The 14021-nt window shown below is 30.5% G+C and carries 11 protein-coding genes and 4 pseudogenes; 11 read left to right on the top strand and 4 right to left on the bottom strand.

The window, feature by feature from the left end:
- The 3 genes and pseudogenes from moaCB to JJC05_RS00425 all read left to right on the top strand — a co-directional run bounded on the left by moaCB (position 1) and on the right by JJC05_RS00425 (position 3462).
- Positions 1-910 (top strand): annotated as a pseudogene (gene moaCB / locus JJC05_RS00435) (bifunctional molybdenum cofactor biosynthesis protein MoaC/MoaB).
- A 6-nt stretch (positions 911-916) separates the two neighbouring features.
- Positions 917-1906 carry a GTP 3',8-cyclase MoaA gene (gene moaA / locus JJC05_RS00430; RefSeq protein WP_127823075.1) on the top strand — a complete coding sequence of 330 codons (990 nt, stop codon included), beginning with the start codon at positions 917-919 and terminating at the stop codon, positions 1904-1906.
- Between the two features lie 84 nt (positions 1907-1990).
- Positions 1991-3462, top strand: a pseudogene (locus JJC05_RS00425) (MFS transporter).
- Between the two features lie 32 nt (positions 3463-3494).
- Here JJC05_RS00425 and JJC05_RS16285 read toward each other — a convergent pair.
- Positions 3495-3686 (bottom strand): hypothetical protein, encoded by a 192-nt coding sequence (locus JJC05_RS16285; RefSeq protein WP_258929343.1) that lies wholly within the window; start codon positions 3684-3686, stop codon positions 3495-3497.
- Here JJC05_RS16285 and JJC05_RS00420 point away from each other — a divergent pair.
- From JJC05_RS00420 to JJC05_RS00390, 8 genes and pseudogenes are all read left to right on the top strand, one after another.
- Positions 3677-4939, top strand: a complete 1263-nt coding sequence (locus tag JJC05_RS00420) for an MFS transporter (RefSeq protein ID WP_258929342.1) — start codon at positions 3677-3679, stop codon at positions 4937-4939. The genes JJC05_RS16285 and JJC05_RS00420 overlap by 10 nt on opposite strands.
- A 146-nt stretch (positions 4940-5085) precedes the next feature.
- Positions 5086-5922: an MFS transporter gene (locus JJC05_RS00415; RefSeq protein ID WP_258929341.1), complete on the top strand. Its 837-nt coding sequence runs from the start codon at positions 5086-5088 to the stop codon at positions 5920-5922.
- A 13-nt stretch (positions 5923-5935) separates the two neighbouring features.
- The gene (locus JJC05_RS16280; RefSeq protein WP_258929339.1) at positions 5936-6139 is read left to right on the top strand and encodes a hypothetical protein; all 204 of its coding nucleotides are present in this window, start codon (positions 5936-5938) and stop codon (positions 6137-6139) included.
- 12 nt (positions 6140-6151) lie between these two features.
- A pseudogene (locus tag JJC05_RS17810) lies at positions 6152-8366 on the top strand (molybdopterin oxidoreductase family protein).
- 13 nt (positions 8367-8379) lie between these two features.
- Complete coding sequence (locus tag JJC05_RS00405) at positions 8380-8952, top strand: 4Fe-4S dicluster domain-containing protein (RefSeq protein ID WP_235877908.1); 573 nt, start codon at positions 8380-8382, stop codon at positions 8950-8952.
- Between the two features lie 10 nt (positions 8953-8962).
- On the top strand, positions 8963-9472 hold the full coding sequence (locus tag JJC05_RS00400; protein WP_105196650.1) for a QcrA and Rieske domain-containing protein: 510 nt from the start codon (positions 8963-8965) through the stop codon (positions 9470-9472).
- Between the two features lie 10 nt (positions 9473-9482).
- The gene (locus tag JJC05_RS00395; protein WP_105196651.1) at positions 9483-9740 is read left to right on the top strand and encodes a DUF6755 family protein; all 258 of its coding nucleotides are present in this window, start codon (positions 9483-9485) and stop codon (positions 9738-9740) included.
- A 533-nt stretch (positions 9741-10273) separates the two neighbouring features.
- Positions 10274-11118: pseudogene (locus JJC05_RS00390) on the top strand (DUF2911 domain-containing protein).
- Positions 11119-11486: 368 nt separating this feature from the next.
- Here JJC05_RS00390 and JJC05_RS18625 read toward each other — a convergent pair.
- The 3 genes from JJC05_RS18625 to JJC05_RS00375 are packed head-to-tail and all read right to left on the bottom strand — an operon-like array spanning position 11487 to position 13614.
- On the bottom strand, positions 11487-11774 hold the full coding sequence (locus tag JJC05_RS18625) for a cytochrome C oxidase subunit IV family protein (RefSeq protein WP_235877906.1): 288 nt from the start codon (positions 11772-11774) through the stop codon (positions 11487-11489).
- Positions 11735-12316, bottom strand: coding sequence for a cytochrome c oxidase subunit 3 (locus JJC05_RS00380; protein WP_235877904.1), 582 nt, complete (start codon positions 12314-12316; stop codon positions 11735-11737). Before JJC05_RS00380 ends, JJC05_RS18625 begins: the two co-directional genes overlap by 40 nt.
- Positions 12317-12354: 38 nt before the next feature.
- The gene (locus JJC05_RS00375) at positions 12355-13614 is read right to left on the bottom strand and encodes a nitric oxide reductase activation protein NorD (RefSeq protein WP_258929334.1); all 1260 of its coding nucleotides are present in this window, start codon (positions 13612-13614) and stop codon (positions 12355-12357) included.
- Positions 13615-14021: the final 407 nt, after the last annotated feature.

The following is a 14021-nucleotide window of genomic DNA, read 5'->3' as shown; positions in this document are numbered from 1 at the left end:
ATGGTAGATATAACACACAAAAGTAATTCTTTACGAACCGCTGTAGCACAAGCTATTGTTACAGTAGGTAATTCAGAAACTATAGCAGCTATTATAGAAAAAAGAGTTCCTAAAGGAGATGTTTTAGAAGCTTCCAAAATAGCAGGTTTATTTGCCGTAAAAAATACAGCAAATGCCATTCCTGATTGCCATCCATTACCAATAGAATTTACTTCGATATCGCATACTATTCAAGACTTAAATATTCAAATAACCGTTACAGTCAAAACAATTTATAAAACAGGAGTCGAAGTAGAAGCCATGTATGGTGCTTCTGTAGTAGCACTTACCTTATATGATATGCTTAAACCTATAGACCCATCTATAGAAATACACAGTATTAAACTAATTGAAAAAAAAGGAGGTAAATCAGATACAAAAAACATTAATGATCAATTAAAAATTGGCGTCATTGTTTGTTCTGATAGTATCTCAATAGGAAAAAAAATAGATTCAGCAGGAAAAACTATTATTGAAAAAATTAAAAAATTAGGACTACATTCTTCTTTTTATAAAATAATTCCAGATGAAATCTTAGATATTCAACTAGAAGTAACCAATCTATTTACAGACCAATATGATTTAGTAATCCTAACAGGAGGTACAGGATTATCCCCTCGTGATATTACCCCAGAAGCTATAATACCTTTACTAGATAAACGTATACCCGGAATTGAAGAAACGATTAGACATTACGGACAACAACGTACTCCTTATGCTATGCTATCAAGAAGTGTAGTAGGTTTTAAAGGAAATACACTTATTATGGCATTGCCGGGGATCTACTAACGGAGCAGCAGAATCTATAGAGGCTGTATTTCCTTCAGTATTACATCTTTTTAAAATTATTAAAGGGTTTAATCATAATTAATAAAATATGCTTACAGACAATTTTGGTCGATTTCATAATTATTTACGCATTTCAATTACTGAACATTGTAATTTGAGATGTACTTATTGTATGCCAGCAGAAGGAATTAAGTTAACACCTAAAAAGCATATAATGACAGCTGATGAAATTATCCAAATAGCACAAACCTTTGTAGATTTTGGTATAAACAAAATAAGATTAACAGGAGGAGAACCTTTAGTAAGAAAAGATGCCAAAATAATTATAGAATCCCTTTCAAAATTAGGAGTAGAATTAAGAATTACAACCAATGGTATTTTAGTAGATCAATATCTCGAAACTTTTAAAAAAGTAGGAATACAATCAATCAATATTAGTTTAGATAGTCTTAAACCAACCAAGTTTTTATCTATAACACGGAGAGATGAATTTAAAAAAGTGCTTAAAAACATTTACTTACTAATTAAAAATAATTTGAATGTAAAGCTAAATGTTGTAGTTATAAAAGGATTTAATGATGATGAAATTCTAGATTTTATACATTTTACAAAAGACATAAAAATAGAAGTACGTTTTATAGAATTTATGCCTTTTGACGGAAATAAATGGAATAAAGAAAAATGGGTTAGTTATCATGAAATTTTAGAAAGAATAAGTACGTATTACAAACCAATTGATATTATAAAACAAAAAGATGCCCCTCATGATACAGCTAAACACTATAAAATAGCCAATTTTAAAGGAAGTTTTGCCATAATCAGTACTGTTAGTAATCCTTTTTGTGATACCTGTAATAGAATACGATTAACAGCCGATGGAAAAATAAAGAATTGTTTGTTTTCAAAATTAGAAACTCCCTTACTAGAAGCGTTAAGAATAGGAGAGTCTATAATACCCTTAATACATAGTAATATAGTATCAAAATATAAAATAAGAGGAGGATTTGATACAAATGAATCTTTTACTAATCCATTGAATTTTAATACTAATCGAAGTATGATTACCATCGGAGGTTAGCGTAATTATTTATTAATTTAAACTGATAAAAATCATACAAACTCAAATAGGACATTTTTATCTTTATATTAAATTAAAAATGTTATGAGTCATTTAAAAGAATCTCACAAAATTTTATTTTTAAATACGCTAGCCTTCACAATATGTTTTGCTTGTTGGACTTTAAATGGTGTATTAGTTACATATCTTGTAGACAAAGGTATTTTTGATTGGAATATAGTTCAAGTAGGTTGGTTATTAGGTTTACCTATTTTATCAGGTTCAATTTTTAGATTACCTATAGGTATTTTAACAGATAAGTATGGGGGAAAAGTTATTTTTTCATCGCTTTTGTTTCTATGCGCCTTTCCTTTATTTGCTTTAACCACAGCTACTACATTTTCAACATTTGCCCTATTAAGTTTTTTATTTGGGTTAGTAGGAACCAGCTTTTCAGTAGGAATAGGATATACCTCCGTATGGTATCCCAAAGAATGGCAGGGAAGGGCATTAGGAATTTTTGAATGGGAAATGCAGGTGCCGCAATAACTACTTTTATAGCTCCAACCATATTAAATAAATTTTCTGAAACAGATGTGGAAAACGGATGGAAAATGTTGCCCATTTTATATGCTATTACATTAATAATTATCGGTTTAGCTTTTTTGATGTTTGCTAAAAACAAAATAATCGAAACAGAATCAAAAACATTAATACAACAATTACAACCATTAAAAAAAGTACGCGTTTGGCGTTTTGGAGTCTACTATTTTTTAGTTTTTGGTTGTTTTGTAGCTTACTCGCAATGGTTGTTACCTAATTTTATGAATGTATATCATACCAGTTTAGTAACAGGAGGACTATTTGCTACAATGTTTAGTTTACCATCAGGTGTAATTAGAGCTTTTGGAGGATACTTATCTGATAAATTAGGGGCTAGGACAGTCATGTATTGGGTTTTAGGATCATCAGTAGTTATAAGCTTTTTACTTATTTTTCCTAAAATGGAAATTATGACCGATGGACCAGGAGTTCTAGCTACTACAAATGGAATTGTTCAAATTAATGATAACATTATTAAAATTAATGATAGAATACATAAAGTAAATCTTAAGAAAGAAAATGATCTAAAAGAAAGTATTCTATTACCCGTAAAGTCCTCTTGGCAAGAAATTATAGTACAACAAAACCAAGAAGTAAAGAAAAAAGAATTATTAGCAAAAGGGATGACACAAATTAAGTTTAGTGCTAATATGTGGATCTATCTCATATTAGTCATTCTAATAGGTATTGCTTGGGGAATAGGGAAAGCAGCAGTATATAAACATATTCCAGAATACTTTCCTAATCAGGTAGGCTTAGTAGGAGGTATGGTGGGACTAATAGGAGGATTAGGAGGATTTTTAGGACCTATTATTTTTGGTTATCTACTCAATACTACAGGCTTATGGACTAGTTCATGGCTATTTATCTTTATTATTTCAAGTATTTGTTTAATATGGATGCACAACACTATTATTAAAATTTTAAGAATAAAAACGCCAGAATTTTCAAGAGATATAGAACACGATCATTAATAAAAAATATAAAATATGAAAACTTGGTTGAATCAATGGGAACCAGAAGATGAGAAATTCTGGGAACAAACAGGAAGTAAGATAGCTTGGAAAACCTTAATTATTACTACTTTATCTTTAATATTGTCTTTTGCCTCATGGTTTATGATGAGTGTAATAGTGGTTAAACTACCCGGATTGGGTTTTTCTTTTAATAAAGACCAATTATTTTGGCTTGCAGCCATACCGTATCGCGGCCGGAGTTTTACGTATTATACACACTTTTATACTTCCCATTTTTGGTACAAGACACGTAGTAGCTTTTGCTACATTTATAAAACTGATTCCTGTGGTAGGTATTGGTTTAGCTGTTATGAATGTCAATACACCTTTTTGGGTATTCATGATATTAGCTTTTACGACAGGTTTTGGAGGTGGCGATTTTTCATCCTATATGCCTAGTACCAACATGTTTTTTCCCAAACGCTTAAAAGGAACTGCTTTGGGTATCCAAGCTGGTATAGGAAACTTTGGCGTATCATTAGCTCAATTTGTAACTCCAATGGTTTTAAGTATAGGATTATATGGAGTCCCTTCTTTGTTTACCAATATAGATACAAAAGAAGCTAAAGAAATAGTACAAAATACGACACTTGAGCAACAAACCTCTTTGTTTCAAAAAATAGGATCTAAAAAACAAGAAGCATTATTAAATGGTATAAAACCAAAAGTTTTAGATTCTGTTAAGGCCATAACTAACTCAATAGATAATACATTTATATTTAAGGCTTTACCTTTAAAAGTAAGAGCAAAAGCTATTGCAAATGCTAATCCCAAATTAGCTGAAGAAATACTTAATAAATTACAACCCAACAACAAGGCTATTACACATAAAGAAATTTATATTCAATCAGCTGCCTTTTGGTATATTCCATTATTAATTTTATTATCAATCATAAGTTGGCTGTATTTAAGAAGTATCCCTATGAAGGCTTCAATTAAAGAACAAATGGATATTTTTAATAATAAACATACTTGGTTTTGTACTATTACTTATGTAATGACATTTGGAACTTTTGCAGGATTATCAGCTGCTTTTCCATTAATGATTAAATTTTTATATGGCGATTTTCCCAATGCTCCAGATCCTCTGACTTATGCTTTTTACGGTCCTCTTATTGGTTCCGCAACACGTGTACTTTTTGGTTTTGTTGCAGATAAAGTAGGAGGTGCAATTCTAACGACACTTACAGGAATAGGAATTCTATTAGGGTGTATTGTTTTAGTAACCCAAGGCCTTTTAGCCCCAACTAATATAGAACAGTTTCCCACGTTTGTTGGAATTATCTTAATCATGTTCTTTTTACAGGTATGGGAAATGCAGGAACTTTTAGACAATATCCTATTATTTTTTCAGATAACCAACGTCAGGCAGCTGGAGTTATTGGCTGGACAGCTGCTATTGCGGCATTTGGACCTTTTATTTTTTCTAAATTAATAGGAAATAATATTACAAGTAATGGAACAGCTAATGAATTTTTTATAGGCGTAATTGTATTCACAACATTAGCAACTATTATTAATTGGTATTACTATAATAAAAAAGGTTGCGAAAGACCAAGTTAATCCAATAAAACAATCAAAATGAAGTTAAAAAACTTAAATTTTAATGCACTCCTTATAGCTATATTATCTTCTGTAATAATGATAGTATTGGTTTATATAGGTTCAAGAAACTTGCAAAATTTTGATGCCGCATTAGTTACCTATTTATTCGGAACCCTATTTGCTTTTTTCGGAATTGTATACCGTACCTCAGTATGGTTACAAAGACCGCCTACTTGGATGTACTTTAAACGTGGAATACACTTTTTGTTAACAGGTAAAATATTCAAACATTTCGTATTTGTTACTAAAGAAATTATAAGTAATATTATAGTACAAAAATTTATCTATCCAAGAGGAGTCTATCGTTGGTTAGCTCATTTTATGATAGCTATAGGTTGTATTTCAGCATTTATGATTACCATTCCATTAACCTTTGGCTGGATTCATTTTACCTTAGCATCGGGAACAATAGATTTATACCAAGCTCATTTTTTTGGATTTGAAGTGTTTTCTTTCAAACTAGGTTCTGTTATTGCTTTTTTAACCTTTCATGCGTTGAACTGGTCTTCTTGGTTCGTTATTCTTGGTTCATTATATTATTTAAGAAGGCGCTTAACAAACCCGGGATTAATAGCTGTTCAAACATTCGAAGGTGATTTATTGCCCCTTATCCTTTTAATCGCTATTTCTGCTACAGGATTAGGATTAACTTACTCCTATCAGTTTATGAAAGGTTTCGCCTTTGACTTTTTAGCCGTATTACATGCAGTAACCGTTATTTTATTTTTAATATGGATTCCGTTTGGTAAATTTTTTTCATATCATTCAAAGACCTGCTCAAATTGGAGCCCATATTTACAAAATAGAAGGTAAAGAACAAAACGGAATGGCGGTGTGTCCACATACTGGAAAAGAATTTACAACTCAATTACATGTAAATGATTTAAAAATAGTAACTCGAAAATTAGGATTTGACTTCTCTAAATCCGATGGAACTTCCCATTTAGACTTAAGTCCTGAAGGAAAACGCTCTATAATAGCACAAGCACACCTAAAGGCAAGACAACAAGGAGGCAATTTATTTGGATAAAAAATAAGCAATATGGCAAAATTACCCGTATCAATAGAAAAAATTATAGAGGATTTTGGACCTCACTTAAACTATGCTCCTAAAGAAGGTTATATAGGACGAGATGAGCCTGATGATGTAGTAGAAACACATTGCTGCTTTTGTGGTATGCAATGTGGAATAAAACTTTTAGTGAAAGAAAATAAAGTTGTAGGTTTTGATCCTTGGAAAGAATTTCCATTTAATGAAGGGCGATTGTGTCCAAAAGGAGTACAACGATACCTACAAAATAATCATCCAGATCGTTTACTGAATCCCATGGTTCGAGTAGAAGGGAAAGGCTTTGCAAATACTACTTGGGAAGAAGCAATGAACAAAACAGTATCAGAAATCAAAAGAATTCAGCAAACGTATGGTCATGACGCTTTTTCCATGCTTTCAGGTGTTTCCTTAACAAATGAAAAAAGTTATTTAGTTGGTAAGTTTGCACGTATAGCGTTAAAAACCAAAAACTTAGATTATAATGGTCGTTTGTGTATGGTAAGTGCTGGTGCAGGTAATAAAAAGGCCTTTGGTTTAGACAGGGGGTCTAATAACTATTCCGATTTAGAAAGAGCTGAGGTAATAATTGTGGCTGGAGCCAATGTAAGTGAAACATTTCCGACTTTAACCCACTGGATATGGAAAGCACGAGACAATGGGGCAAAATTAATCGTTATTGACCCTAGAGTAATTCCCCTAGCTCGTACTGCTGATATTCATCTAGATGTATTACCCGGAACAGATTCAGCTTTATATGGAGCTATGCTAAAATATTTAGTAGATCATGATATGCTCGATCATGATTTTATTAACAACTATACTTCGGGTTTTCAAGAAACTCTAGACGCTATAAAAGATTATACTCTAGAATGGGCAGAACAAATTACAGGCATTAAAAAAGAAAAAATAGAAGAAGCCGCTAAACTTTGGGGAAAAGCTAAAACTTCCTTTTTATTGCATGCTAGAGGAATTGAGCACCATTCGAAAGGAGTTGATAACGTTTTAGGCTGTATTAATCTTGTTTTAGCTACTGGTAGAATAGGAAAACCGTATTGTGGATATGCTACCATTACAGGTCAAGGAAACGGACAAGGAGGACGCGAACACGGACATAAATGCGATCAATTACCGGTAATAGAGATATAGAAAACCCAGAACATCGAAAATATATTTCGGAAGTTTGGGGAATTAATGAAGCCGATTTACGGGTAAAGGATTATCTGCTTACGAAATTATAGAAGCGATTCACCAAGGTCAAATAAAAGGATTACTTTCCATTTGTTTCAATCCATTAGTTTCTTTGCCTAATAGTAATTACGTTCGAGAAGCACTAGAAAAACTAGAGTTTTATGTTTGTATTGATTTCTTTTTAAATGAAACAGCAAGACATGCAGATGTTATTTTGGCAGGGTCATTACAAGAAGAAGAAGATGGTACAACCACTTCTGCAGAAGGAAGAGTTATCAGAATTAAACAAGCGGTAACCCCCCGAGAAATGCTCGTAAAGATTCTGAAATACTATTAGAATTAGCTAAACGTTTAGGAGTTGAAGATAAATTTACCTTTGAGAATAGCGAAGCTATATTTAATGAACTAAGAATTGCTTCAAAAGGAGGAACAGCTGATTATTATGGAATTAGTTATAAAAAGATTGAAGATAATATGGGAGTATTTTGGCCTTGTCCTTCAGAGGATCATCCTCGGTACACCAAGACTTTGGGAAGATAAAAAATTTAGAACAGCAGATGGTAAAGCCCATTTTAATCCAGCACCATACAAATTACCGGGCGAGGTAACGGATAATGAATATCCAATTACGCTAACAACAGGTAGAGTTGTTTCTCAATATTTAAGTGGTACACAAACTCGGAGAATAGGTAAGTTAGTAGATCAATATCCAGAACCATTATTAGAAATTCATCCAGAATTAGCTCAAAAATATAATATTCAACAAGGAGAATTAATAAAGGTTTCCACCCGTCGTGGTGAAGGGACATTTCCTGCTAATATTGTGGAAACGATTCGAAAAGATACTGTATTTATACCTTATCATTGGCCCGGAGAAAAATCAGCTAATTTACTTACACCGGGAACGCTAGATCCCCTATCAAAAATTCCTGAATTTAAAGTCTCCGCTTGCAAATTAGAGCCATTAAAAATAATGGCACCTAATCCGTCTGTTACAAAAGCTTATGCCAGTAAATAAATGATACAAGACTATGAGTAATTACACCTCGTTTAATAAAAATGAAGAATTTTTTCTAGATATGCAACGTTGCATAGGCTGTAAAGCTTGTGAAATGGCCTGTGCCGAATGTGAAACAAATGGTCATGACTCTATGATACATGTTAATTATGTAGAAAGAGCCACTACCATACAAACTACTGTACAAGTGTGTATGCACTGCGAAGATCCTGTTTGCGCCAATGTATGCCCTGCAGATGCTATTTCTAAAGATGAATTTGGAATCGTACATACCGCTAATACAGAACGCTGTATAGGTTGCTCTAACTGTGTGATGGCCTGTCCTTTTGGGGTGCCTAAAAAAATGGAATCCTATGATCTAATGATAAAATGTACTATGTGCTATGATCGAACTAGTATAGGACAAAAGCCTATGTGTGCTACCGTATGTCCTAGCGGTGCCTTATTTTATGGAACAAAAGAAGAAATAAAACAAATGAGACCTAATAGCGCACCTGTTAATAAGTTTGTTTTTGGAAATGAAATAGTACGCACAAAAGTAAATATCATGATGCCTAAAGAAAGTACTGAATTAATTATCTACTAAAAATTAAACAATGTCAAAAGAAAATAATATCAATAAAAATTGGAAAAAAGATTTTCCTATACAAAAAGAAGAAGCAATACAAGTTAGCCGACGTGATTTTGCTAAATTTTTAACACTCGTTTCTGGAGGACTCATGATAGGTAGCGGATTAGTAGCAGCAAAAGCTTATTTATTCCCTAAGGAAGAAGTGGAAGGAGAACAATATGTATGTAACAAAGGAGATATTCCTATAGGAGGTACTAAAGCTTTTCAAATAAAAGGAAGTAATATTCCTTATATTCTTATACACCTTGAAGATGGAACCTTTAGAGCTTATGAACAAAAATGTACCCATTTATCTTGTGCCGTTTATTACAAGCCAGGTTCAGGTCAAATTATTTGTCCTTGTCATGAAGGCCATTTTGATGCTAAGACAGGAGAGGTATTAGCAGGTCCACCACCCAGACCTCTACCTCAATTAGCTGTAATAGAAAAACAAGAAAATTTATATGTAAAAGCCATAACATCACAAATAACTTAATTTTTTGTTTATGAGTACCTTTAGAACAGGACAAAATATAGCCAACACTCGAAAGTTAAATGCAGTACTTTCCACTATAATATTAATATTAATATTAAATGTAACCATCCAAATTTGGTTGCTATACGCCGCATTAAATAATGCTTTAGATAATCATAAAGAAATTTTAATTCCAGCTTTTATAGCTTCTGCTATTTTATTTATAATAGGACTAGGTTTATTATATTTTTTACCATCAGGAAATAAAAAAAATCCAAATAGAAAATGATTTAATTCAAATTCATTTTATCAAATATGACGTTATTTCTCCTGTTGCATAAATGCCAAGATTACAAACTTTTAAGAAAACCTAGTAGAGGACAAAAAGAGTACTTTTTTAGATTTAAAAGTTCTTATTTACTGATATAAGAATCTGAATTTAAACATAATATGACATTATAAAAAAAATATTTTTGAATGAATGACTATTTAAAATAAACTATTGATGAAGTGGTTTAATTTTTTTTTTGATAAAAGGAAAATAAGGGTTTTTGCTTTAAATTTCAATTTTTTACAAGAACTACGGAGCAAAAAATAACGACGAAAGTCTATGTGAAATTTTATTTTAATCAATTAGAAAAGCTTAAATGATTTCCATTTTTACTATAATTAAACTATTTTTTATAAAAATATTTAATACCTTTTATCTTTAATTTTAAGGAACAATTTATAGATTTTTTACATCTAAATATAAAATATTTTTTATATTTTTATTAACAAAATTTTAAAAATCAGAAGCTTATCTTTGAAAAAACGATTCAAATGATACGATTTATAATAACAGCTACTGCTTTTCTAGTTTCTTTAATAACACAAGCTCAAATAAAAGTTCCTCAAGCAAGTCCCAAAGGGATTTTAACACAAACGGTTGGTTTAACAGAAATAGAAATAGAGTATTCACGTCCTAGTGTAAAAGGAAGAACGATTTTTGGGGATTTAGTCCCTTTTGGTAAAATATGGCGTGCAGGCGCAAATGCTAATACTACAATTGAATTTTCAGATGACATAATGATTAATGGTGCAGCTTTAAAAAAAGGAAAATATGCTCTATATGTAATGCCTAAAGCTGATGAATGGGAAATTTATTTTTATAATGACACGAATAATTGGGGAACGCCTGAAAAATGGGATGAAACCAAAATAGCTTTAAAAGCATCTGCTAAAACAGAGATATTGCATAGGCTAGTAGAAACATTTACAATACAAATTGCTAATACGGATCTTAATGCTGCCAATCTTGAATTTTTATGGGAAAAAACATCTGTATCATTACGTTTTGAAGTACCTACCAACAAGACAACAATAGCTTCGATTGATAAAACACTAAATGGACCTACTTCAGGTGATTATTTTGCGGCTTCTCAATATTATTACAATGCTAATGTAGACCTTAATAAAGCTTTACAATATGTTAATAAAGCTTATGAAATGAATGAAAAAAGACCCTTTTGGTATACACGCCTTAAATCACAAATTCAGGCTAAATTAGGGGATTATAAAGGTGCTATTGAAACAGCAAAAATTCATTAGAAGGAGCCAAATCAGCTAATAATCTGGATTATATAAAGATGAATGAAGAAAGTATTAGGGAATGGACTAAAAAATAATTAATTAATTCGTATAATGTAAAAGAAAGCTGTACAATAAGCTTTACTACCCCAAAAAGAGTTAGATATTTTTTGGGGTATTTTTATGAAAAAAATGGAGTTAACCTTTAGTTTATCCTAGATTTTGGATTAGATTTAGTCGTGAAACAAGATTTTTAATAAATTCAAGTATTCATGGAAAGCTTTAGAAGAATAAATTGTTATTTATAAAAAGGAGAAATCTCATAATACGGATAATGTGGTTTCTTCTTTTGGTTGAAGTGACAAACTATAGATTAAATTATTCCTTTTTGAATACCCATATTATAGGAGAGTAATTTTCCATATATTTTTCTTTTCATCACAAAATCTAATGTAAAATTCTGAGTTTAAACATTCATTAATACAGTAGGAATTATAATTAGAAAGAGAAGACTCATTAAAATAAATTTCCAAGCAATATTAGCTTTTTTTAATTCCATAAAATTAAAGGCTACTAATATAAATTTTAATGAAAAAATAAACATAATAAAACAAATTCTAATATTTGAATTTATTTTTATAGAGGGCAATAAGATTGCTAAAATGGTTAGTATTAATAAAATACTATATGTTTTAATTAATTTTTTTCCATGGTTTAAAAAATTAAGTAGAGGGTAGGGAATACTATTAACCAAATTAAATCACACATGTGCCAAAAAGTTGCTGATGCCTCTATGTCAAAGAGGTTTTGATTTAAAGGAATTTTATTTCTTTTAGCATAAATGCCTAAAAGAATGAATAGACCAATTAATACATGTAGGAAATGAAATCCTGTGAGTAACCCATAATATGTAAAGAATAAGTTAGTATCTAGACTAATGTTATCATTTAATTTTTCAAAATATTCATAGCTTTTTAAAATTAAAAAAAGGAATCCTAATAAGAGGGTTATTTTTAGATAAAGACTAAACTTTTTGTTATTGTTTTTTTGAGCTTGATTAACAACTTCTGCCATAAAAAAACCACTTGTCAATAGTATGACAGTATTAATGAGTCCTATTTGATTATTTAATTTTAAACGTGATTCACTAAATATTTCAATTTCTTCTTGTGCACTATAATTCATAGCTATAATTGCAATTCCAAAGGTTAGGATTTCTAAAATGATTATGATCCATAATAAAATACCTCCGGGAGGATAATAGAAATTTGTATAGTCTGTTTTAGATTCTTTCATTTTGTTAAAATAAGATTAACTAATTTTTTAATATTGTATTATTGTCTTTTAATTTTGTCAAACAAATGAACTAAAGCATTTAGTAATTCAATAGGGTTTTTAAGGATTTGAAAATGGTTTTGACCAAACATTTGGGGTAAATAATATTTAGCTTGTGCTTCTATGGTAAGCGCATACGAATTTATTTGAGTTCTATACAATTCTTTTAAAGCTTGTTTCACATCATTTATACCATATTTTCCCTCATATTTATCGTAATCATTTGGTTTTCCATCAGAAATCAAGATAATCCATTTGTTTTTACTATTACGCGTTTTTAATCTATTTCCTGCATGTCTAATAGCCCCGCCTATGCGTGTATAACCTCCGGGTTTGGTGTAACCAATTCTATTCTTTCCTATTTCCCAATTTTCATTAAAGTCTTTCAAGGTTACATAATTAATTTGATTTCTAGTTTTTGAAGAGAAACTATCTATTGAAAAATCAATATTAAATTCATTTAAAATTTCACCAAATAATATAGAAACTTCTTTTTCTACATCTAAGACTCGGTTGCCATCTACATAGCTATCGCTAGATAAACTTATATCTAGTAATAGTAAGATGGAAATATCTTTTTCTTTTTTTCTACTGGAAAAATAGATGTTTTCTGAAGGTGTTTTTTTTGTGTGTATGTCTGTATACAAGTCTGTTAAAGCATCAATATCAAATTCATTACCTTGTGTTTGTTTTTTTTGTTTTAATAATTTATTGTTTACGTTACTTAATGATTTTCGTAATCCGTTTAAGACTAAAGAGTAATTTTTTATTGTTTTATGATAATATTCGGTATCTGTTTTTATTTGTAGTTTAGGGTATACTTTACAAAAATTTGGTCGATATTTTAGTTTAGAATAATCCCATTCGTCATAATATAAGTAAGTCCCTTTTGTATCTTTTTGAGTGGACTCGGCTACTGTTAAATTTTCAACAAAATCGGATTGATAAATAGAATGGGCAGTATCATCTACACGAACAGTAAAGCGCATTTTTATTTCTTCTAAAGCATCATGATGTTCTTCTAATTCATCTTTTCCATCAAAATTTTTCCAATTTCCACAAAATTGATCTACTGTTTCTACTTTTTCAAAGCTATGGTGGAGTACATCATCTTCTTGTTGTTTTGTGTCTATCTGAAGTGATTTTATTTCTTCAACACCAACTGTTTTTAAAGTTGTTTTTATTTCATTATTCTGTGTAATTCTAGTTGTGTCAGGAGTATTTTGTTCTTCTATTATTTCTTCTTTTTCGGCAAACATAAATTTGCCATAAAGCCAATATAAATCGGGATTTTCAGGTTTTACATAATTTAAATAATCGAATAATAACTTATATATATCCTTCGTTTTAGGAAAATTTTGAAAAAGGATAGGGAGTATTTTTTCGGATGCTATTTGTGCTTCATTTTGTGATTTTTTTAGATCATTTTCTGGTTGATTCCAGTTTAATTGTAAAGATTGTTGTGTTGAAAGATATAGGGTTCTAAAAAAATAGAATGAAAGGTTTTTTTCATAAGAATCAAATAGATTAAAATATTCAGGTAAAAAAAAGTTATTATTCTTATAGCCACCTTCTTTTTCAGCAGGATAAATATTAATAGATTTTCCGCTAACAGCATTGGCTATAAGACCTAATCGAGGTGTAATATTTTTTAAAAAAACAGCGT

Source organism: Flavobacterium davisii, from assembly GCF_019565505.1.
Taxonomy (GTDB): Bacteria; Bacteroidota; Bacteroidia; order Flavobacteriales; family Flavobacteriaceae; genus Flavobacterium; species Flavobacterium davisii.
Note: the sequence above shows the minus strand (reverse complement) of the source record. Positions and strands in the feature narration are given on the sequence as shown.

What these genes read in the sequence shown, in the direction of transcription:
- JJC05_RS00415 (WP_258929341.1), top strand. Translation starts at nt 5,086, where the DNA reads ATGAAGTTAAAAAACTTAAATTTTAATGCACTCCTTATAGCTATATTA.
- JJC05_RS00375 (WP_258929334.1), bottom strand. Translation starts at nt 13,614, where the DNA reads ATGTTTGCCGAAAAAGAAGAAATAATAGAAGAACAAAATACTCCTGAC.
- JJC05_RS00400 (WP_105196650.1), top strand. Translation starts at nt 8,963, where the DNA reads ATGTCAAAAGAAAATAATATCAATAAAAATTGGAAAAAAGATTTTCCT.
- JJC05_RS00380 (WP_235877904.1), bottom strand. Translation starts at nt 12,316, where the DNA reads ATGAAAGAATCTAAAACAGACTATACAAATTTCTATTATCCTCCCGGA.
- moaA (WP_127823075.1), top strand. Translation starts at nt 917, where the DNA reads ATGCTTACAGACAATTTTGGTCGATTTCATAATTATTTACGCATTTCA.
- JJC05_RS16280 (WP_258929339.1), top strand. Translation starts at nt 5,936, where the DNA reads ATGGCGGTGTGTCCACATACTGGAAAAGAATTTACAACTCAATTACAT.
- JJC05_RS00405 (WP_235877908.1), top strand. Translation starts at nt 8,380, where the DNA reads ATGAGTAATTACACCTCGTTTAATAAAAATGAAGAATTTTTTCTAGAT.
- JJC05_RS00395 (WP_105196651.1), top strand. Translation starts at nt 9,483, where the DNA reads ATGAGTACCTTTAGAACAGGACAAAATATAGCCAACACTCGAAAGTTA.
- JJC05_RS16285 (WP_258929343.1), bottom strand. Translation starts at nt 3,686, where the DNA reads ATGGCTGCAAGCCAAAATAATTGGTCTTTATTAAAAGAAAAACCCAAT.